The 21062-nt window shown below is 48.3% G+C and carries 19 protein-coding genes and 1 tRNA gene; 5 read left to right on the top strand and 15 right to left on the bottom strand.

What is annotated here, in order from left to right:
• Window positions 1-14 precede the first annotated feature (14 nt).
• On the top strand, window positions 15-773 hold the full coding sequence (locus tag H8L47_RS20700) for a LytR/AlgR family response regulator transcription factor (protein WP_186955496.1): 759 nt from the start codon (window positions 15-17) through the stop codon (window positions 771-773).
• 83 nt (window positions 774-856) lie between these two features.
• Here the strand turns inward: H8L47_RS20700 and H8L47_RS20705 are convergent, their stop codons facing one another.
• The 7 genes from H8L47_RS20705 to rpsF form a co-directional block, all read right to left on the bottom strand.
• Window positions 857-1867 carry an inorganic phosphate transporter gene (locus tag H8L47_RS20705; protein ID WP_186955497.1) on the bottom strand — a complete coding sequence of 337 codons (1011 nt, stop codon included), beginning with the start codon at window positions 1865-1867 and terminating at the stop codon, window positions 857-859.
• Window positions 1868-1938: 71 nt separating this feature from the next.
• A complete protein-coding gene (locus H8L47_RS20710) occupies window positions 1939-2565 on the bottom strand; it encodes a DUF47 domain-containing protein (protein WP_186955498.1) in 627 nt (208 codons plus the stop codon).
• A 143-nt stretch (window positions 2566-2708) separates the two neighbouring features.
• Window positions 2709-4097 carry a replicative DNA helicase gene (locus H8L47_RS20715; RefSeq protein ID WP_186955499.1) on the bottom strand — a complete coding sequence of 463 codons (1389 nt, stop codon included), beginning with the start codon at window positions 4095-4097 and terminating at the stop codon, window positions 2709-2711.
• Window positions 4098-4262: 165 nt separating this feature from the next.
• The gene (gene rplI, locus H8L47_RS20720; protein WP_186955500.1) at window positions 4263-4715 is read right to left on the bottom strand and encodes a 50S ribosomal protein L9; all 453 of its coding nucleotides are present in this window, start codon (window positions 4713-4715) and stop codon (window positions 4263-4265) included.
• Between the two features lie 26 nt (window positions 4716-4741).
• On the bottom strand, window positions 4742-5026 hold the full coding sequence (gene rpsR, locus H8L47_RS20725; protein WP_110252960.1) for a 30S ribosomal protein S18: 285 nt from the start codon (window positions 5024-5026) through the stop codon (window positions 4742-4744).
• Window positions 5027-5035: 9 nt separating this feature from the next.
• On the bottom strand, window positions 5036-5335 hold the full coding sequence (gene priB / locus H8L47_RS20730) for a primosomal replication protein N (RefSeq protein ID WP_186955501.1): 300 nt from the start codon (window positions 5333-5335) through the stop codon (window positions 5036-5038).
• 27 nt (window positions 5336-5362) lie between these two features.
• Window positions 5363-5731, bottom strand: coding sequence for a 30S ribosomal protein S6 (gene rpsF / locus H8L47_RS20735; protein ID WP_162040879.1), 369 nt, complete (start codon window positions 5729-5731; stop codon window positions 5363-5365).
• Window positions 5732-5994: 263 nt separating this feature from the next.
• Here rpsF and lexA point away from each other — a divergent pair, with 263 nt between their 5' ends.
• Window positions 5995-6651 carry a transcriptional repressor LexA gene (gene lexA / locus H8L47_RS20740; protein ID WP_186955502.1) on the top strand — a complete coding sequence of 219 codons (657 nt, stop codon included), beginning with the start codon at window positions 5995-5997 and terminating at the stop codon, window positions 6649-6651.
• Between the two features lie 157 nt (window positions 6652-6808).
• Here lexA and lon read toward each other — a convergent pair whose 3' ends face one another.
• The 7 genes from lon to H8L47_RS20775 all read right to left on the bottom strand — a co-directional run bounded on the left by lon (window position 6809) and on the right by H8L47_RS20775 (window position 17645).
• Window positions 6809-9229, bottom strand: a complete 2421-nt coding sequence (gene lon, locus H8L47_RS20745) for an endopeptidase La (protein WP_186955503.1) — start codon at window positions 9227-9229, stop codon at window positions 6809-6811.
• A 237-nt stretch (window positions 9230-9466) separates the two neighbouring features.
• On the bottom strand, window positions 9467-10732 hold the full coding sequence (clpX, locus tag H8L47_RS20750) for an ATP-dependent Clp protease ATP-binding subunit ClpX (protein WP_186955504.1): 1266 nt from the start codon (window positions 10730-10732) through the stop codon (window positions 9467-9469).
• Window positions 10733-11000: 268 nt separating this feature from the next.
• Window positions 11001-11627 carry an ATP-dependent Clp endopeptidase proteolytic subunit ClpP gene (clpP, locus tag H8L47_RS20755; RefSeq protein ID WP_305258513.1) on the bottom strand — a complete coding sequence of 209 codons (627 nt, stop codon included), beginning with the start codon at window positions 11625-11627 and terminating at the stop codon, window positions 11001-11003.
• A gap of 17 nt (window positions 11628-11644) precedes the next feature.
• Complete coding sequence (gene tig, locus H8L47_RS20760) at window positions 11645-12994, bottom strand: trigger factor (RefSeq protein ID WP_186955505.1); 1350 nt, start codon at window positions 12992-12994, stop codon at window positions 11645-11647.
• A gap of 28 nt (window positions 12995-13022) precedes the next feature.
• A tRNA-Leu gene (locus H8L47_RS20765) sits at window positions 13023-13109 on the bottom strand.
• Window positions 13110-13365: 256 nt separating this feature from the next.
• Window positions 13366-16464 (bottom strand): efflux RND transporter permease subunit, encoded by a 3099-nt coding sequence (locus tag H8L47_RS20770; protein ID WP_186955506.1) that lies wholly within the window; start codon window positions 16462-16464, stop codon window positions 13366-13368.
• Window positions 16461-17645 (bottom strand): efflux RND transporter periplasmic adaptor subunit, encoded by a 1185-nt coding sequence (locus H8L47_RS20775; RefSeq protein WP_329605476.1) that lies wholly within the window; start codon window positions 17643-17645, stop codon window positions 16461-16463. The genes H8L47_RS20770 and H8L47_RS20775 overlap by 4 nt, the downstream gene beginning before the upstream one ends.
• Before the next feature lie 207 nt (window positions 17646-17852).
• On the opposite strand from H8L47_RS20775, the gene hpnC reads away from it, so the two are divergent.
• The 3 genes from hpnC to H8L47_RS20790 all read left to right on the top strand — a co-directional run bounded on the left by hpnC (window position 17853) and on the right by H8L47_RS20790 (window position 19861).
• Window positions 17853-18662 carry a squalene synthase HpnC gene (gene hpnC, locus H8L47_RS20780; protein WP_186955507.1) on the top strand — a complete coding sequence of 270 codons (810 nt, stop codon included), beginning with the start codon at window positions 17853-17855 and terminating at the stop codon, window positions 18660-18662.
• 274 nt (window positions 18663-18936) lie between these two features.
• On the top strand, window positions 18937-19122 hold the full coding sequence (locus tag H8L47_RS20785) for a hypothetical protein (RefSeq protein WP_186955572.1): 186 nt from the start codon (window positions 18937-18939) through the stop codon (window positions 19120-19122).
• A gap of 34 nt (window positions 19123-19156) precedes the next feature.
• The gene (locus H8L47_RS20790; RefSeq protein WP_222616623.1) at window positions 19157-19861 is read left to right on the top strand and encodes a M24 family metallopeptidase; all 705 of its coding nucleotides are present in this window, start codon (window positions 19157-19159) and stop codon (window positions 19859-19861) included.
• Between the two features lie 95 nt (window positions 19862-19956).
• Here H8L47_RS20790 and H8L47_RS20795 read toward each other — a convergent pair whose 3' ends face one another.
• Window positions 19957-20805 (bottom strand): hypothetical protein, encoded by an 849-nt coding sequence (locus H8L47_RS20795; RefSeq protein WP_186955508.1) that lies wholly within the window; start codon window positions 20803-20805, stop codon window positions 19957-19959.
• Window positions 20806-21062 lie beyond the last annotated feature (257 nt).

Below are 21062 nucleotides of genomic sequence, written 5' to 3' on the forward strand. Positions count from 1 at the left end.
CAATTACGCTGACCATGCCTACTGCCATAATTGCTGATGATGAAAGACTGATGCGCGACCAGTTAAAGTCGCGCCTGGAACAAGTCTGGCCCGAACTGGAGATTCTCGATGAAGCAAAAAACGGCGAAGAAGCCGTCGCTCTGGTAGAAACACATAAACCAGACCTGGCTTTCCTGGATATACGCATGCCGGTCAAAACTGGGCTTGAAGCAGCCAAGGACATCGGCAGCAAGGCGCATATAGTATTCATTACTGCCTATGACCAATATGCCATACAGGCTTTTGATCATGGTGCGGTGGATTATGTATTGAAGCCTGCTGATGTGGAAAGGCTGACACGCACTGTGGAAAGACTCAAGGCCAGATTAACGGCCCAGAGCCAGCCAAATGACATGAGTATCATGCTCTCGCAATTGGCCAAGCAAATGGGCATCGCCCCCAAGCCGGATTACCTGCAATGGATACAGGCCTCCATAGGTCAGGAGTTGCGCCTGATACCTGTGGAGGAAATTCTATTTTTCCAATCCGACGAAAAATATACGAGAGTGCAAACCGCCACTTACGAAGCCTTGATACGCAAGCCAGTGCGTGACCTGGCAGATGAACTGGACCCTGCCCTGTTCTGGCAAATCCACAGATCGACCCTGGTGAATGCCAAGGCTATCTCAGGTGTAGTACGCGACTTGCGTGGTCGCCATCTGGTACAAATCAAAGGTCTGACAGAGAAGCTCGAAGTCAGCAGAAGTTTTGTGCACTTGTTCAAACAAATGTAACTTGCCATCAGCAGAATTCAGGTCCAATAAAAAAGCCTCAGTTCATACACTGAGGCTTTTTTACTCTCACGAATGTCAATTCATCAGAGGATTTTTGTACCTATCCACCAAGCTATCGCTGCCACAAAAGCAGAAGCGGGTATGGTCAAAATCCATGCCCAGACAATATTGCCAGCAACACCCCAACGTACCGCAGACATTTTTTGCGCTGATCCCACACCAACAATGGCACCTGTAATGGTGTGTGTCGTTGACACAGGGATACCCAACACCGTTGCCATGATCAGTGTGATGGCACCACCGGTTTCTGCGCAAAACCCGCCTACAGGTTTGAGTTTGGTGATTTTCTGTCCCATGGTTTTCACGATACGCCAACCACCAAACAAAGTACCCAGACCAATGGCTGCATAGCAGGAGTACACAACCCATTCAGGTGGCCCTTTATCTACCTCGCTGGAGTAACCTGCAGCGATCAACAACATCCAGATAATACCCATGGTTTTTTGCGCATCATTGCCACCATGACCAAGACTGAATACCGAGGCTGATACCAATTGTAGGCGACGGAACCATTTATCCACCTTCATGGGCGTCGATCTGACAAACAACCAGGATACGATGAGCATCATCACGGAGCCCAGGAAGAACCCCAGCAGCGGTGACAAAACAATAAACAAAATGATTTTGTACAGACCGCCAGCAATCAGTGCCCCAGTACCCTCTTTTGCCACGGCTGCACCAATCAAGCCACCAATCAGCGCATGCGAGGATGAGGAGGGGATACCAAAATACCAGGTAACCAAATTCCAGAATATCGCCCCGACCAACGCCCCAAAAATGACGTAGTGATCAACAATGACGGGATCTATTGTTCCCTTGCCTATTGTTTTGGCAACAGACAGATTAAAGACGAAAAACGCCAGCACATTGAACAGGGCAGCCATGGCGACTGCCTGACTGGGTTTTAATACCCCTGTAGAAACAACGGTAGCGATTGCATTAGCGGCATCATGAAAGCCGTTCATGAAATCAAATAACAATGCCAGTATCACCAAGAAAATGATGACATACAGGCTCATTTGTAAGGATTGCATAAAAGTGAATTCCCTTGTTCGCCCTCTGCATTGACAGAGAACAGTTAGGCGTCAAAAAAAGAGTCAGACGCTTAAGCGTTCTCAACAATGATGCCTTCAATGATATTGGCAACGTCTTCACAACGATCTGTCACTGTCTCCAGTATTTCGTAGATCGCTTTCAATTTGATCAGATTGCGTACATCAGGTTCGTCACGGAATAGTTTGGACATCGCTGCACGCATGACGTGATCAGCATCCGATTCCAGACGATCAATTTCTTCGCACAGCGCCAGAATTTCACGGGAATTATCCATGTTATGCAACAAGGCGACAGCGGCCTTCACCTTTTCAGCGCATCCAAGGCAAAGCTCTGCCAGGCGTTTGGCTTCTGGCGTAATCTCGCGGATATCGTACAAAGAGATGGTTTGGGCAGCATCTTCCAGCAAATCCAGAATATCATCCATACGGGTGATCAGTTTATGGATGTCATCACGGTCCAGTGGCGTGATGAAAGTTTTGTGCAACAACTCTATCGTATTGTAAGTAACAGTATCTGCCTGTTTTTCTATGCTTTCTATCGCGTGAACACGGATCTCCAGATCATCAAAGTTCGTCATCAAGGCAACCATTTCCTTGGAACCTTTGACACATAACTCTGCATGTTGATTGAAGAGTTCAAAAAATTTGCCCTCGGTGGGCATCAAGCGTCCAAACATTTTATTCTCACTGAAAAATATAAGATTTCTAGAATTGTCCAGGCAAGCACATACAATCAAGCATGCCTGGCAACACTGTTCTACTTTTTAAGTCTTGATTTACTGACTTGCGTCTACCCACCAACACCAGCATTTTTTTAAAATTATTCACTATCACCATAAATCGACAGGGAACCAACATAATTATCAAACTTGGTATATTCCCCCAGGAAAGTCAGGCGCACACTACCAATTGGACCATTACGCTGCTTGCCAATGATGATTTCTGCAGTACCCTTGTCAGGAGAATCAGGGTTATACACCTGGTCACGATAAATAAACATGATGACGTCAGCATCTTGCTCAATCGCGCCAGATTCGCGCAAGTCAGACATGACTGGGCGCTTATTCGGTCTTTGCTCCAGAGAACGATTTAACTGGGACAAGGCAATCACCGGGCAATGCAGTTCTTTCGCCAGGCCCTTCAAATTTCTGGAAATTTCAGAAATCTCAGTCGCACGGTTTTCGCCAGCGGAATTGGCCGACATCAATTGCAAATAGTCGACGATCACCAGGCCCAGCTTGCCACACTGACGTGCCAGACGACGGGAGCGTGCGCGCAATTCTATAGAACTCAACGCCGGCGTTTCATCAATATACAGTTGCGCTTCATTCATTTTTTGAATGGCGTGCGTCAGGCGTGGCCAGTCTTCATCAGTCAATTTGCCGACGCGCAAACGGCTCTGATCCAGGCGTCCTACCGAGCCCAGCATACGCATGGCCAACTGAGCCCCCCCCATCTCCATGGAAAACACGGCGACTGGCAAGCCGCTGTCTATCGCCACGTTCTCACCGATGTTCAGTGAGAAGGCGGTCTTACCCATCGACGGACGGCCAGCTACAATCACCAGATCACCAGGCTGCAAGCCTGAAGTCATTTTGTCCAGATCAGTGAAGCCAGTCGGCACACCGGTAATATCATTTTGATTGTCGCGGTTGTACAGCTCGTCTATGCGTTCGACCACCTGGGTCAGCAAGGGCTGAATCGCCTGAAAACCCTGAGCACCGCGTGCGCCTTCTTCAGCAATAGCAAAAATCTTGGACTCAGCCTCGTCCAGCATTTGTTTGACCTCTTTACCCTGCGGATTGAAGGCATTGCCAGAAATTTCATCCGCGACGGTAATTAGCTTACGCAATACACCGCGGTCACGGACAATTTCTGCATAGCGACGGATATTTGCAGCGGAGGGGGTGTTTTGTGCCAGCGCATTCAGGTAAGTCAGGCCACCGGCATCTTCTGCCTTGCCTGTACTAGTCAGCGCCTCAAAGACGGTAATGACGTCAGCCGGACGCGAGCTATTAATGAGTTTGACCATGCACTGGAAGATAATCCTGTGGTCGTAACGATAAAAATCTTCTTCGCCGATAAAATCGGCGATACGGTCCCAGGCCGCGTTATCCAGCAATAGGCCACCCAGAACAGATTGCTCTGCTTCTATGGAATGGGGGGGGACGCGTAGTGCGTCAACTTGAGGATCAGAACCAGCTTTCATGGCGCGCATTATAACCGTTAAACCAGACTATCAGAGCGTTCAAAGTACGAGAAGATGGCGAGTTTGTGACAAGTTTGTGACAAACAGACAAATAACGAAAAATTTCTCTCAAACATGAAAAAAGCCGGGAATCCCCGGCTTTTTCAGCGTTTTGCAAAAAGCAAATTACGCGTGTTCGCCCACTACTGCAACATTAACGTCAACAACAACGTCAGTGTGCAAAGCAACGGAAACACTGTGTTCACCAGCGATCTTCAACGGACCTTGTGGCAAACGCACTTGTGCTTTTTCTATCGCGAAACCTTGTTTAGTCAGGACTTCAGCGATATCTGCGTTAGTGACGGAACCAAACAAACGGCCATCTACACCAGATTTTTGTGTGATTTGAACAGTCAAACCAGACAGTTTTTCGCCTTGAGCTTGAGCAGTTGCCAATTTAGCGGCCGCTGCTTTTTCCAGTTCAGCGCGTTTTGCTTCGAATTCAGCAACTGCAGCTGTCGTTGCACGACGAGCCATACGTTGTGGAATCAAAAAGTTACGTGCATAACCGTCTTTAACGCGAACTACATCACCCAGATTGCCGAGATTAACGACTTTATCCAACAGAATAACTTGCATATTTTTCTCCTTTACCTTGTCGTCAATTACGCTGTGTGCAAATCAGTGTATGGCAGCAACGCGAGGTAACGTGCACGTTTGATTGCAGTGTCAACTTGACGTTGATACAGCGCTTTTGTACCGGTCAAACGTGCTGGCATGATTTTGCCGTTTTCTTGCACGAAATCTTTCAGTGTGTCGATATCTTTGTAGTCAACTTTTTCTACATGTGCTGCTGTGAAGCGGCAGAATTTTTTACGCTTGAACAAAGGATTTTGTTGTTGGCGCTTTTGCTTCAATTTGCTTTTGTCGAATTTTTTACCGAATGCCATTTTTGGCTCCTAATCTAGTAAAGTTGTCCCGAATTCAGTGACGTGAAAAACGAGACTTTTGCTATTGCGATTTTTGCGCGCTAAAAAACCAGTGAATTCCATGGGCTGCTCCAGGGCAATTTCTGTAAACCGCTGGGATATTTCACCAGCAGCCATTGCAGAAATTTCAAACTCGACCTGCCGAACTGTGTTCGCCTCACGAGTTTCTGAACTATGCATCAAGGTAGCAGAAGCTATCGGGATACCGGCCGGGGTGTAACGCAATGCGCTTTTTTCCACAATCCGTGCTACGAGCTTCAGCTGATTCACTATTTTTTACGCGACCTTTGTCAATTATTAAGCAGCAGGCGCTTCAACACGTTGCGCTTTTGCAGCATCTTCTTTCTGAACAGCTTTCATCATAGGAGAAGGTGTTGTTTCTGCTTTTTTCAATTTGACTGTCAGGTGACGCAAAACAGCATCATTGAATTTAAATGCTGTTTCCAACTCGAGCAGAGTTTCAGCATCGCATTCGATGTTCATGCAAACATAGTGCGCTTTAGCCAATTTTTGAATCATGTAAGCCAGTTGACGACGGCCCCAGTCTTCAACGCGATGGATTTGACCACCACGAGCTACAACACTTGCCTTGTAGCGTTCGATCATTGCAGGAACTTGCTCGCTCTGATCGGGATGTACGATAAATACGATTTCATAATGACGCATATATTCTCCTTGTGGACAATAAAATAGCCCGCCTCGGCGTCAAGACGAGTGCGGGAAGAGGAAAGCCGATAATAATAACCCAGTTTTTCATATTGATCAATTGGATCAGTGGCTTAGCTGCTTTATAGGCCAATTTAGACGTTAAAGTGAGGTATTTCTTCACATTTCGGATAGATCTCGAGGATTTTGACTTGCATATTCAGCTCTACTGTATAAAAATACAGACTGCTTGTATATACAGCACCTTCACACTAGAAAACACCATGCTTAAACTCACCGCCCGCCAGGAACAAATTCTTAACCTGATCAAAGATGCCATTCAAAACACAGGCTTTCCCCCTACACGCGCTGAGATTGCAACAGAATTGGGGTTTCGCTCAACCAATGCTGCAGAAGAACACTTGCAAGCACTGGCACGCAAAGGGGTTATAGAAATTGCGGCAGGTACCTCACGCGGCATTCGGCTGCTGGAATCGAAGCTGTCCAGCCATATCACCGGCAAACAACCGCCCCCACTTCACTCTACCTTGATGCAACTCAGCCTGCCACTGGTGGGCCGCGTCGCTGCTGGTTCGCCCATCCTCGCCAGCGAGCATATTGAATCCACTTACCATGTTGACCCTTCCCTGTTCTCTGCCAAACCTGACTTTTTACTCAAGGTACGCGGCATGTCTATGCGCGATGCCGGCATATTTGATGGCGACTTGCTGGCAGTAAAAAAAGCCGACAGTGCCCGCAATGGCCAGATCGTCGTTGCACGCCTGGGTAATGATGTGACAGTGAAACGCTATAAGAAGACTGGTAACCTGATAGAACTAATACCGGAAAACCCCGATTATCCTGTCATTAAAATCAGTGACACGGAAGAAGATTTCGCGCTGGAAGGGCTGGCGGTTGGCCTCATGCGCAACTGGGTTTGAGATTAACCTGTGCATGATTTTTGCCCTCTCAAGTATTTCATGCAAAGGCAGAATCACAAACTTATTGACACCAGCTTGCCACCAAACTTTCGTTAGCGGTTGACATAAAAAAACGTCCGGATATCCGGACGTTTTTCATTTCAGAAACATACATTACTTAGTGCTTGACCACAGTAGTATCAGCTGTTGCTTCTGTTGGAGCAGCTGCCGGTGTAGACGCCACCACGGCTACTGGTTCGTCAACCAAAGGAACGGGCTGGGATTCCAGTGCAATTTCGAGGACTTTGTCTATCCATCTTACCGGGATGATTTCCAGCTTGTTTTTGACATTATCAGGAATCTCAGTCAGATCCTTGGCATTTTCCTCAGGTATCAGCACAGTCTTGATACCGCCGCGATGAGCCGCCAGCAATTTCTCTTTCAAGCCACCGATAGGCAAGACTTCGCCGCGCAATGTGATCTCACCAGTCATGGCAACATCTGCGCGGACCGGGATGCCAGTGAACACGGATACGAGCGCCGTGGTCATGGCGATACCGGCAGATGGACCATCTTTTGGTGTTGCACCTTCAGGTACGTGGATATGAATGTCACTCTTTTCGAATACATCTGCCTTGATACCCAGACGCTTGGCGCGGCTGCGTACTACAGTGCGGGCTGCTTCGATCGACTCTTTCATGACATCACCCAGAGTACCAGTACGGATGACACCACCTTTACCTGGCATGGCGACAGCTTCTATAGTGAGTAAATCACCGCCCACTTCAGTCCAGGCCAAGCCAACGACCTGGCCAACCTGGTTATCCTTGACGGCAACGCCAAAGTCATAACGACGCACACCCAGGTACTTATCCAGGTTCTTGGAATTGACCGTGGCTTTTTTCTCGGTCTTTTTCAGCAAGAGCATTTTCACGACCTTGCGGCAAATCTTGGAGATCTCCCTTTCCAGCGAGCGCACGCCTGCTTCGCGTGTGTAATAGCGAATGATGTCACGCAAGGCACTTTCTGCCACGGTGATTTCGCCTTCTTTCAAACCATTGTTCTTGATTTGCTTAGGTAACAGATAACGTTGCGCAATGCTAGTTTTTTCATCCTCGGTATAACCCGACAGACGAATGACTTCCATCCTGTCGAGCAAAGCTGGCGGGATATTGTAGGAATTGGAGGTCGCTACAAACATCACATCAGACAAATCGAAGTCAACTTCGATATAGTGATCCGAGAAAGTGTGATTTTGCTCAGGGTCCAATACCTCTAGCAGGGCTGACGAAGGATCGCCACGGAAGTCAGCGCCCATCTTGTCCACTTCATCCAGCAAGAACAAAGGATTACGCACGCCAACCTTGGACAGGCTTTGCAAGATCTTGCCAGGCATCGAACCTATGTAGGTACGGCGATGACCGCGAATTTCTGCTTCATCACGTACCCCGCCCAAGGCCATACGCACGAACTTGCGGTTCGTTGCACGGGCAATGGATTGCCCCAGCGAGGTTTTACCAACACCAGGAGGACCCACGAGACACAGAATAGGCGCTTTCAGCTTGTCGACGCGCTGTTGTACTGCAAGATATTCCAGAATGCGTTCCTTGACTTTATCAAGGCCAAAGTGTTCGTCCTCCAACACTTTTTCAGCATTCGTCAAATCATTATTGACCTTGGATTTTTTCTTCCATGGCAAATTGACGATGGTGTCGATGTAATTACGCACGACAGTAGCTTCTGCCGACATCGGTGACATCATCTTGAGTTTTTTCAACTCGTTCTGTGCTTTGTCGCGGGCTTCTTTAGGCATTTTGGCAGCCAGGATTTTTTTCTCCAGCTCGTCAATATCGGCGCCTTCTTCACCCTCGCCCAGCTCTTTCTGTATCGCCTTGACTTGCTCGTTCAGGTAATACTCGCGTTGGGATTTCTCCATCTGGCGCTTGACGCGACCACGGATACGTTTTTCGACTTGCAAGATGTCAAGCTCGCCTTCGAGCTGGCCCAGCAAATGCTCAAGACGTTTTGCCACACTGAAGATTTCCAGAATGACTTGTTTCTGCTCCAGCTTCAAAGGCAGGTGCGCGGCGATGGTATCGGCCAGGCGGCCAGCATCATCAATACCAGACAGAGAGGCAAGAATTTCTGGTGGAATCTTTTTGTTCAGTTTGACGTACTGATCAAATTGCTGAACGATGGCGCGACGCATCGCCTCCACTTCTGACTCATCACCTTCGTCAACGGCGATAGGTGTCAGATCAGCAAAGAAATGCGATTCAGAATCATGAATCTTGCTGATACGTGCACGTTGCGCACCTTCAACCAGCACCTTGACGGTGCCGTCGGGCAATTTCAGCATTTGCAAGATATTGGCAATACAGCCAATTTCATAAATATCGTCGGCAGAAGGCTCATCCTTGGCAGCCGCTTTTTGGGCAGCAAGCATGATGCTCTTGCCCTGATCCATGGCGGCTTCAAGCGCTTTAATGGATTTGGGGCGTCCCACAAACAAGGGGATTACCATGTGCGGGAATACAACAACATCACGCAGTGGCAATAACGGCAATTGGGTTTGTTCGGTAATCAGAGTAGTCGTCATGGCGCACCTTTCATAAATACTGGTTAACAATGTTGGCGCACTGGGCGGAAACACAAGCCCATTCTGGAAAAAAACAATAAAAAAAGCCACTCAGAGAGCTTCCCCGGGTAGCTTTACGATTGAAGCCAGAATCGTTTTGTTAAATCATTGTACTTCGAAACAATTTAAAACAAGGCAAATAAATAAAAAATGGGGAGTTAACTCCCCATTTTTCTTACTTCATGGCAAACAATGCTATCAGGCTCCAGCCACTTTTGGTTGCTCATGGTAAATCAGCAAGGGTTTTGCACCATTGGTGATCGTGCTTTCATCAATGACAACCTTCTCCACATTCTGGTGGCTAGGCAAGTCATACATGACATCCAGCAAAGCATGCTCAAGGATGGAACGCAAACCACGAGCACCAGTTTTACGCATAATAGCCTTTTTGGCAATCGCCTGCAAAGCCGCCGGGCGGATTTCCAGTTCGGTACCTTCCATCTCCAGCAATTTTGCGTACTGCTTGATCAGGGCATTTTTTGGTTCTACCAGGATTTGGATCAGGGCAGCTTCGTCCAATTCATTCAAAGTGGCAATCACAGGCAAACGGCCTACCAGTTCAGGAATGAGACCAAACTTGATCAGATCTTGCGGCTCAGCATCTTGCATGACCTCGCTGGCGCTCTTTTCCGCCTGGCTCTTGACGCTGGCTGAAAACCCTATGCCACTGCGCTCAGAACGGTCAGAAATGATCTTGGCCAGGCCATCAAATGCACCACCACAGATGAACATGATGTTTGTCGTATCAATCTGGATGAAATCCTGATTCGGATGCTTTCGACCACCTTGAGGTGGCACGGATGCCATCGTACCTTCAACCAGCTTCAGCAAAGCTTGTTGCACACCTTCACCGGAAACGTCACGGGTAATTGATGGGTTGTCTGATTTACGGGAAATCTTATCAATTTCATCAATATAAACAATGCCCTTTTGCGCACGCTCGACTTCATAGTTGCAATTTTGCAGCAATTTTTGAATGATATTCTCGACGTCTTCACCAACATAGCCCGCTTCGGTCAGGGTAGTCGCATCGGCAATGACAAAAGGTACATTCAGCATGCGCGCCAGGGTCTGCGCCAGCAAGGTTTTGCCGGAACCAGTCGGACCTACCAGCAAGATATTACTCTTTGCCAATTCAACATCGTCTTTTTTGCCCAAATGCTTGAGACGCTTGTAATGGTTGTACACCGCGACTGCAAGGATACGTTTGGCACCCAACTGACCAATCACATACTGGTCCAGCAAGTCAGTGATTTCTTGCGGCGTAGGCAATTCAGTTTTCGCGCTGGCAATATTATCAATCTCAGACACTTCGTCACGAATGATGTCATTGCACAAGTCAATACACTCGTCGCAAATGAATACGGATGGCCCTGCTATTAATTTTTTAACCTCATGCTGACTCTTGCCGCAAAACGAGCAATAGAGCAACTTTTCTCCGCTGGAGGATTTTTTATCGGGCATGATACGTATATGAAATAAACAAAATTAATCTATAAAACTGATGATTAAGCTGCAGCTTGACAAAACTTTACACAGGCCTTGCCCGCGCAAACCAACCACAAATTTCCTCAGCTTCTTGGTCTTGCATATTACCTGCAAAAACGGCTTTCGTCATGACATCAATATGCAACTATGGGGAGCAATGAGACATTATAGAACAGAATGAAAAAACGCCCGGACCGTTACGGAACAGGCGTTCTTGTTTTGATAAGCTACGTAAGTGAGCAACTCAAGCGCGATGCGCCAGTACCTTATCGATCAGACCATACTCTGCAGCAGCGTCCGCCGACATGAAATTATCACGATCTGTGTCCTTGGCAATTTGCTCCAAGCTACGACCAGTTTTTTCAGCCAGGATACCATTCAAACGTTCGCGCAAATACAAAATTTCACGTGCCTGAATTTCAATATCAGATGCCTGTCCTTGAGCGCCGCCCAGAGGTTGATGAATCATGATACGGGAATTTGGCAAAGAGAAACGCTTGCCCTTGGCACCGGCAGCCAGCAAGAAGGCACCCATGGATGCCGCCAGGCCAGTACACAAAGTTGACACATCAGGCTTAATAAACTGCATGGTATCGTAGATTGCCATACCAGCAGACACCGAACCGCCTGGAGAGTTGATGTAGAGTGAAATATCCTTATCAGGATTTTCACTTTCCAAAAACAGCAACTGTGCGACGATGAGGTTGGCAGCCTGGTCATTGACCGGACCAACCAGGAAAATCACACGCTCCTTGAGCAAGCGGGAATAGATGTCGTATGCACGCTCACCTCTGCCGCTTTGCTCAATCACCATAGGCACCATGCCCAGCATGTTTGTGTCCAGTGCCGAATTACGGATGATGCCTGTCATGTGTTTTCCTTTATTTGTTACGCTTGTGCGTTGTTACCCATCAATTCGTCGAAAGGCAGAACTTTGTCTGTTACCTTCGCTTTACCCAGCACATAGGTAACGACGTTTTCTTCTAATACAAGGGCTTCAACTTCAGCAAGACGATTGCGGTCGCTAAAATAATACTTAACGACTTGCTGTGGATCTTCATAGCTTTGGGCAAAATCTTCAACTTGCGCTTTGATTTGCTCGGTTGTTGCTTGCAGACTGTTCGCCTTGACCAGTTCAGCCAGGATCAGACCCAAACGAACGCGACGTTCAGCTTGTGCATTGAACAAATCAGCCGGGAAAGGCACGTCTTTTACATTCATGCCGCGCTGCGCCATGTCCTGACGTGTCATTTCTGCCAGACGCTCACCATCTTGTGCAACCAAAGTCTTGGGCACGTCGAATTCCACTACCTTGACCAGTGCGTCCATGACACTTTCTTTAGTCTTGGCTTTGACGCGACCACGTACTTCACGCTCCAGGTTTTCCTTGATGTCGGTACGCATCTTGACCAGATCGCCATCTTCTACGCCGAGCATTTTTGCAAATTCGGAATCTACTTCAGGCATGTGCGCCCATTCCAGTTTTGTCAAAGTGATCGTGAATTCTGCAGTTTTACCGGCAACATCCTTGCCATGGTAGTCTTCAGGGAATGCCAATGGGAAAGTCTTGGATTCGCCAACTTTCAAACCGATAGTTGCTGTTTCAAACTCAGGCAACATGCGGCCTTCGCCCAGTACGAATGCAAAACCATCAGCTTTGCCGCCAGCAAATTCGACGCCGTCGATCTTGCCAACAAAGTCTACTGTAGCACGGTCGCCATTCTGTGCGGATTGATCTGCACCGCCGTCGCCGTGCGCACCCTGCTCGCCTTTAACGTGGAAATGCACGCGTTGTTTGCGCAGGATATCGATAGTTTTGTCTATTTCAGCATCAGTCACATCAGATTTGACTTGCTCTACTTCGGCAGCAGACAAATCACCGACTGTGATTTCTGGATATACTTCAAAAGTTGCATCAAATGCCAAGCTACCTTCAACCACGTCTGATCCAGACTTTGGTTCTATGCTTGGATAACCAGCAACACGCAATTTGTTTTCGTTTGCAGCAGCAGCAAAAGCCTGGCCGACTTTATCGTTCAGAACTTCTGTTTCCACTTGATAGCCGTATTGAGCGGCTACCATTTTCATAGGTACTTTACCAGGACGGAAACCAGGCGCTTTTGCTGTACGTGCACGCTGTTTCAAACGCTTTTCAACTTCTGATTGCACATCGGCGATCGGGAAGGAAATCGTCAAGCGGCGTTCCAATTTATCTAAAGTTTCGACTGCAGTTGCCATGAAAATCGTCCAAATAGTAAAAATTCTGTGGTGCGAGGAGGGGGACTCGAACCCCCACACCATTGCTGGCGTCAGGACCTAAACCTGGTGCGTCTACCAATTTCGCCATCCTCGCGGGATGTATGTTTATGTTCACCGGCGCAATGCCGCCACACGTTGAGCACGGCCGTCATAAAAAGCAAAGGGCGACCCGAAATTCAAGCGTCGCCCAAAACTGATGTATGTGGCATTACAACTCCAGCCCGATATTCTACTGGATTTTACCAGCGTGTGCCTTATTTTTTTAAATGCAAGGACAATACACGTCCCAAGACTGAGGTTAATCCACCTTTATCCCTTGCTGACACACTCGTGGCAGCAAGGGGCAGGCCCTAAACGCTGGTCTTCTTAACCCTGAACCAGGCCGCGTACAATGCCGGCAAGAATAACAGTGTCAAGGCAGTTGCAATAATCAGGCCGCCCATGATGGCGACTGCCATCGGGCCCCAGAACACAGAGCGCGACAAAGGTATCATTGCCAATACAGCTGCTGCAGCCGTCAGGATAATGGGACGGAAACGGCGCACTGCCGATTCCACAATCGCTTCCCATGGTGGCACCCCCTCACCTATATCATGCTCAATTTGGTCGATCAGAATCACCGAGTTACGGATAATCATACCGAACAGAGCAATCACACCGAGCTGCGCCACAAAACCAAACGGACGTTGCAGTATCAACAAGGCCATTGCTGCCCCTGCCACCCCTAAAGGTCCGGTCAAAAAGACCAGCAGCGATCTGGAGAAACTATGCAACTGCAACATCAGCAAGGTGAAGATGATAAAGATGACCAATGGCACATTCGCCGCAATCGATTCTTGCGCCTTACCACTGTCCGCCGCAGCACCAGCCAACTCTATCTTATAACCAGGTAAAAGACTGGCCCTGATTTCATCCAGCTTTGGTGATACCTGGCTCGAGACCGTTGGGCCTTGTATGCCATCAACCACATCAGATTGCACCGTTACCGCCCACTCGCGCCCCTCACGCCAGACGACGCCAGGCTCCCACGCAAGGTTGATACGCGCCACTTGCGACAAGGGCACATATTTGCCGCTAGCTGTTGGTACATTGGCATTTCCCAAAGCTTCAACGGTAGAACGTTCATCCACTGGCTGACGTACCACGATGTCGATGAGCTTGTTGCCATCACGGAACTGCCCCACGTTAGAACCAGTAAGGATAGTATTTGCTGCCCGCATCACAGATTGCGATGTAATACCGAGTGCACGCAATTTATCCTGATCCAGATCGATACGTACCACCTTGACCGATTCGTTCCAGTTATCGTTCACACCAACCGTATTGGGATTAGCGCGCATGACTTCTTTGACGCGATCAGCAATTTCCCTGACTTTGCTTACTTCCAGGCCTGTTACACGGAATTGCACTGGATAAGGAACTGGAGGGCCGTTCGGCAAAAGTTTCACACGACCGCGCACTTCAGGAAAATCTGTCTTGAAAGCCTCAATGATTTTCAAGCGCAAGGCTGCACGCGCCTTCAGATCCTTAGGCAAGACCACGATTTGCGAAACGTTGGTTTGCGGGAAAATCTGATCCAGTGGCAAGTAGAAACGTGGGCTACCCGTACCGACATAACTGGTGACACTTTCTACGCCCTCCTGCTTCTGGATGAAGGCTTCAAACTTCATGGCTTGCGCCTCTGTCGCCTTAAAGGAAGACCCCTCGGGCAACCACAATTCCACCATCAACTCAGGGCGACTGGAATCAGGGAAGAATTGTTGTTCAATAAACTTGAATCCATACACCCCCAGCATAAACACCCCAAGCGTAATGACGATCGTGGTTTTGCGCCAGGTAACGCACCAGTTCACCAATGCACGGAAGCGGGTATAAAACGGCGTATCAAAAATCTCATGCTCACTCCCCCCAGAACCTCCATGCGGCTTGACCTTCAGCAGCAGATAGCCCAGATAGGGTGTAAAAATAACCGCCGCGAGCCATGAAATCAGCAAAGCCAGGGCATTCACCGAGAACATCGAGAAGGTGTATTCACCGGCAGCAGATTTAGCCAGGCCAATTGGCAAGAACCCCGCAGCCGTAATCAGGGTGCCGGTCAGCATAGGCATTGCGGTGGAAGTATAGGCGAAGGTCGCTGCATCAAAGCGCGAGAACCCCTCCTCCATTTTCCTGACCATCATTTCTACAGCAATAATCGCGTCATCAACCAGCAAACCTAGGGCAATAATCAATGCCCCCAGCGATATCTTGTGCAAATCGATATCTAGTATACGCATGAACAGGAAGGTGATTGCCAACACTAACGGTATCGTCAAACCAACGACCAGGCCCGGCCAGATATCCAGCCGAAAAGGCTTGGTATGCAAACCCAGTGCCAGAAAACTGACTACCAAGACGATAATCACAGCCTCTATCAAGGTGCGAATAAATTCTCCAACTGAAGACTTGACGGCATCCGGCTGATTGGTAACTTGTTCCAATGTGATGCCAACTGGCAATTTGGCCTTGATTGCAGCCACGTCGATTTGCAGACGCTTGCCCAGAGCGATGATGTTCCCACCCTTGTCCATGGAGATACCAAGGCCGACAACTTCTTTGCCGTTGAAGCGCATTTTGTCTTGAGGAGGGTTTTTATACTCGCGCTTGACCGTTGCAAAATCGCCGAGACGGAAAGTCGTACCATTGGCGCGCAACTGCAAATTCTCCAACTCTTTCACTGTCATCAGTGCGCCAGAAATCCTTACTTGCAAATTATCTGTGGAAGTTGTCAAAACACCCGTGGCTTCAACCCCATTCTGCGAATTGATTTGCCCGACGATAGTCTCAAAGGGAACACCCAGTTGCGAGAACTTTTTCTGAGAAAACTCAATGTTGATTTTCTCATCCTGCACTCCAAACAACTCAACTTTGGATACAGAAGGAATACGCAGGAATTGCTGACGCACAAAGTCTGCATATTCCTTTACTTCTTCATACTTGAATCCATCGCCAGACAAGGCAAAGATGGAACCATAAGTATCACCAAACTCATCATTGAAAAACGGGCCTACGACGCCAGGTGGCAAAGTCCCGCGCATGTCGCCGATTTTCTTGCGCACCTGATACCAGGATTGCGCCGTATCTTTGGGCGGCGTGGACTCACGTAGTTGCAGAATGATTAAAGTCTCACCTGGCTTGGAGTAGCTGCGTATGGTATCTATGTACGGCGTCTCTTGTAGCTTTTTTTCCAGCTTGTCAGTCACCTGATCAGCCATTTGCAGAGCCGTAGCGCCTGGCCATATAGCCCGCACGACCATTGCACGAAACGTAAATGGTGGATCCTCATCCTGCCCCAGCTTGCTATAACTCAGTATGCCACCCAACAAAAGTACCACCATCAGATAGCGCGTCAGCGGGATGTGCTCCAGCGCCCATCTGGATAAATTGAACCCACGTGAAGAATCGCTCATTTGGCCGCTCCTGCGACCGCTGCCGGGGCAGCATTGCTTGCTGCCACAGTCTTGGCCGGGGCCGCCTCAACACCAAGAATAGTGACTTTCTGGCCGTTTTTCAGCAGGTTGGCTCCAGCGGTCACTACCACCTGACCGGGCTTGACACCTCCAGCCAGCAAAGCTTCTTCCCCATAAGAACCGGCAACTTGCACAGGCACCAGCCTGACTACTCCAGATTCAACCACCCAGACTGAAGACGCATTTTTTTCCTGAAACAAGGCAGTCAAAGGCACCTTGATTGCATTATTAGGATTTTTTGCATTGAAGCTGACATAAGCTGTCATGCCGAGTTGCACATCCTTATTATCACCAGCAATGCTCACCTTGGCTGTGTAAGTGCGCGTCACAGCATCGGCTATTGGTGACAATTCACGCAATTTTCCAGGCATGGATTGACCAGGATTGGCCCACAAGCGCACATTGACATCCGTCATCTGACGAATGGAATTAACTTTATCTTCAGGAATGCCGACCACAACGTCCATGGCCCCCATTTGCGCCACCCGTACTACTGATGTGCCAGCCGCGACCACCTGGCCTACCTCTGCATCAATGCCTGTGACGACACCATCGACATCGGCCACCAGACTGGTGTATGACGACTGGTTGGACTGGTTTTTATAAGCAGCCAGTGCCTGTTCGTAAGTAGATTGCGCCGCCTTGGCTGCCACTTCTTTGCCATCCAGCACTGCTGCAGCGACAAAATTCTTGGAACGCAATTCTTGATAACGTTTCAGCTCTGCCCTGGCTAAATCACGATTGCTCTCGGCTGCGGTCAAACCTGCCTTGGCCTGGACTTGCGCCAGCGCCAGGTCTTGCGGATCAAGCTGCATCAATACCTGACCGCGCTTGACCATGCTACCTGTATCTACCTTGCGCGCGACAATTTTGCCAGGAACACGAAAACCCAGGCGCGACTCTACACGTGGACGTACCTCACCAGGCAGTTCAGCATTGATATCTACATTGCTGCTTGCCAGGGTAATCGTTCTGACGGGACGGATATCCTCAGTTTTCTCAGCAGGCTTGGAACAAGCGAGCAATAGTGTCGCAGAAGCAAGGATGAAGGCGAATGGAACAGCGCGCCTTCCAGCAAACTGCCTCGCTTGAGGATGGATGGTAGTTTCTGGTGTTAACACAGGAGTTTTCCTTTACTATGCAGGCTTTCCGGGCCGGAACAAAACGGGTAAGAGCTAAAATATGAGCCAGTTTTTTATTAATTTTTTATATTGACTACATGCTACTATCAAATAACTGACTTTGCGGTTAGTAATTATAGTTAAGCATCTTGTTTTTGCCAATGACTTTTCGGTCATTAAGATTTTTCATGGAATTTAACTCTACAAATGTCGGTCGACCATTACGAAAATTTCCCTGTTGCCTCGCTCTTGCTTCCTGCCAGGCTCAGACCAGCAGTAAAAACTATCTATGCATTTGCCCGCAGTGCAGATGATATTGCAGATGAAGGCGATGCAAACCCGGAACAAAGACTTAGGCAATTAGCTGAATATGAACATGAACTCGACCGCATAGAAAAAAATACTAGCAGCGAATCACAACTATTCAAGGCACTTGCTGCCATCATCAGCAAATATGACCTGCCTATACAGTGTTTTCGCGATTTACTGTCCGCATTCAAGCAGGATGTTGTTACTACCAGATACGCTGACTTCCCAGACCTTCTTGATTACTGCGCACGCTCTGCCAATCCGGTGGGCAAGCTGATGCTGCACCTGTACGGAGAAGCCAGCGCAAAAAATTTGCAGGATTCAGATGCCATTTGCAGCGCACTACAACTGATTAACTTTTGGCAAGATGTCGCCATAGACTGGCAAAAACAAAGAATTTACTTGCCTCTCGATGACTTGAACCGTTTTGGCATAAGCGAACAACACATATCCAGCGGCATGCAAAATGACGACTGGCGCAATATGATGCGCTTTCAGGTCGCGCGCGCGCGAAATCTGATGCTGTCAGGTAGTGACCTGTCCACCCGACTGCCTGGCAGGCTGGGATGGGAATTGCGTCTTGTGGTCCAGGGCGGACTGCGCATCCTCGAAAAAATCGAGGTCGTCGATGGCAATGTATTTCAGCACAGACCCAAGCTAGGGAAAACAGACTGGCTCAAGATTGCCTGGCGCGCTACTCGCATGTAATTACAAACCACTCTAAAACCGGGCAAACGATTGCTAACGTCATACAGTGTTAAAAAGCCGCTGGAATCTTTAAATCATTCCTGTTTTCGACCAATAGCAATAGGAGATATGCAGGAATGAACTTAAAATCAATCTCTCAATTACGTTAAACAAGCTAGGCCCGACACAACGCTGATCAGAGAACGGACCTGCGATGAATTCTGGAGTCTGAATGCAAACTTGTATATGTCGTTGCACGTTCCTACTATCTTTATTGTCACTGAGCGGCTGCACCGTGATTGCGATAGCTGATGCTGCTGTTTCAACAACTGTCAAAGTCGGCAGTGCCGTAGTGGGAACCGCAGTCGATGTCACCCGTGCAGGTGTGCGGGCTGTTACCAGCAGTGACAGCGAGGACCACAGTGACAAAGCAGACAACAGCAACGATGGCGACTCAAGCAACAGCAATCACAACAAGTAAACCCTGCATTTTGTACGTTAGCCCACTCAATATCATGCCAACAGCATTGCAAATTGCCAAGCACAAACAAGTGCAGAACGCTGCCAAGACAGTACTGGCGCGCCTGGCAAGCATGATCACCGACCATGATACCGAGCAAAGCATTGCAGAAAAAGCCTATGCCATGCTTTGCGAATCGGGTTATCGCGATACCTGGTATCACCAGTGCCCTGCCCTGGTCTTGCTTGGTTCACGTAGTTGCGTCTCCATTTCTGGCAACGACTATCAACCCGGCAAAGAAATGGTCGGAACTTCTAACCTAATCACCGTCGATTTAAGCCCAAGCCATCAAGAATATTGGGGTGACTGTGCCCGCTCATTTGCTGTAGAAAATGGGAGAGTCACCCTTACTCCGCAGTCGCTTGAGTTCCGCAATGGACTTTGTTTTCAACAACACCTGCACGCCCAAATGCTGGAAACAGTGACACCAAAAACCACTTTTGGTCAGTTGTTTGACTGGGCTAATTTGCGCATACGGCAAAATGGTTTCGTGAATCTGGATTACCGCAATAATGTAGGTCATAGCATCGTCACGGATCGCGACGACAGGCAATACATCCAATCAGATAACAGACTGGAATTAGGTGAAATATCCTTTTTTAGCTTTGAACCCTTCATTCGCCTGAAAGGCGGGAAATGGGGTTTCAAACACGAAGGAATTTTTTACTTCAATGAGCAAGGCAAGCTCGAAGAGCTATAAGCCTGCAAACTTAATGTAAGTTGCTTGTTATTTGAGAATGAAAAAGGCTGGGCAGATAAATATCTGCCCAGCCTTTTTTCTTATACTAACTACAGTTAAGTCTTGGCGCAATCGACCACAATATTGGCAGACGCTGCTGGATTAGCGGCATCAACAACACCCGTACCGCCAGTCACCTTACAAGTCTGGCCTGTAGGTTGTGTATCCACGGTGACATTGAAAGGCTTACCAGTCAACCAGCTCCAGCCAAACAAATAATTGCCAGGTGCGCTGACTGCATATTTATCAGCATAGCCATCAACAGTATTCACCAAGGTCAACACTGTTCCTGCAGTCAAACCATTGACCGTAAACTTGACCGGCACCGCAGGCACGCAAGTGACTACTGACGTCAATGCTGCTGGCAAATTGGCATTACTGGCTGTACCAGTGCCGTTGGCAACCGTACAGTATTGTGAAACTGGCGGTAAGCCGACCGAAATTGCGTAAGTCGTTCCACTCACAACAAAATCGGTAAACTTAAAGCTGCCATTCGCAGTGACATTAGCTTTGTATAGATTATTGTTGAGCAAGATCATGGAAGTACCATCAGTCATGCCTGCAACCGTGCCGCCCAAAGGTACATTTGGCGTACAGGTGACAGCAATATTATTGACAGCAGCCTCGCCACTCATTTTGCCGCTACCATTTGCGACTGTGCAATTAACAGAATTTGGCTGCTGAGCAACACTAATGGTGTAATTGCCATTACTAGCTACATTGAATTGGAAAGTGCCATCTGCATACAATGTCTGAAGATAATTACCTTCATTACGCAAGGTAAGAGTATCGCCACTTCCCAAGCCAGTTACTTTTCCGCCCACGGTTGTGTAGACATACCCACCGCATCCGGCGAGAACTATGCCTGCGCCAGCTACCATTGCTGCAAATTTCGATTTATTCAAGATATTCGTCCGGATTGTTAATTTTTTCAAAAGCAGTGCTCGCTCTAAAGAGGCACAGTATAACGCGCCGCCTATTATACGTTCAGTCCTGACCAAGAAGACAGTTCTTCGTTTCGATTACACTATTAGGACTTACGCAAAACCGCCCCAACTGCGTTGCAGCTCCTAGCCGTACTAAAGTACTGTCTTCGTCGCTACGCCTTGTTGGAACAATTTTGCGTAAGTCCTTAATATGTTACGGCAAAATCATCCCTTTC

It is taken from the genome of Undibacterium umbellatum (genome assembly GCF_014284125.1).
GTDB classification, from domain to species: domain Bacteria; phylum Pseudomonadota; class Gammaproteobacteria; order Burkholderiales; family Burkholderiaceae_D; genus Undibacterium; species Undibacterium umbellatum.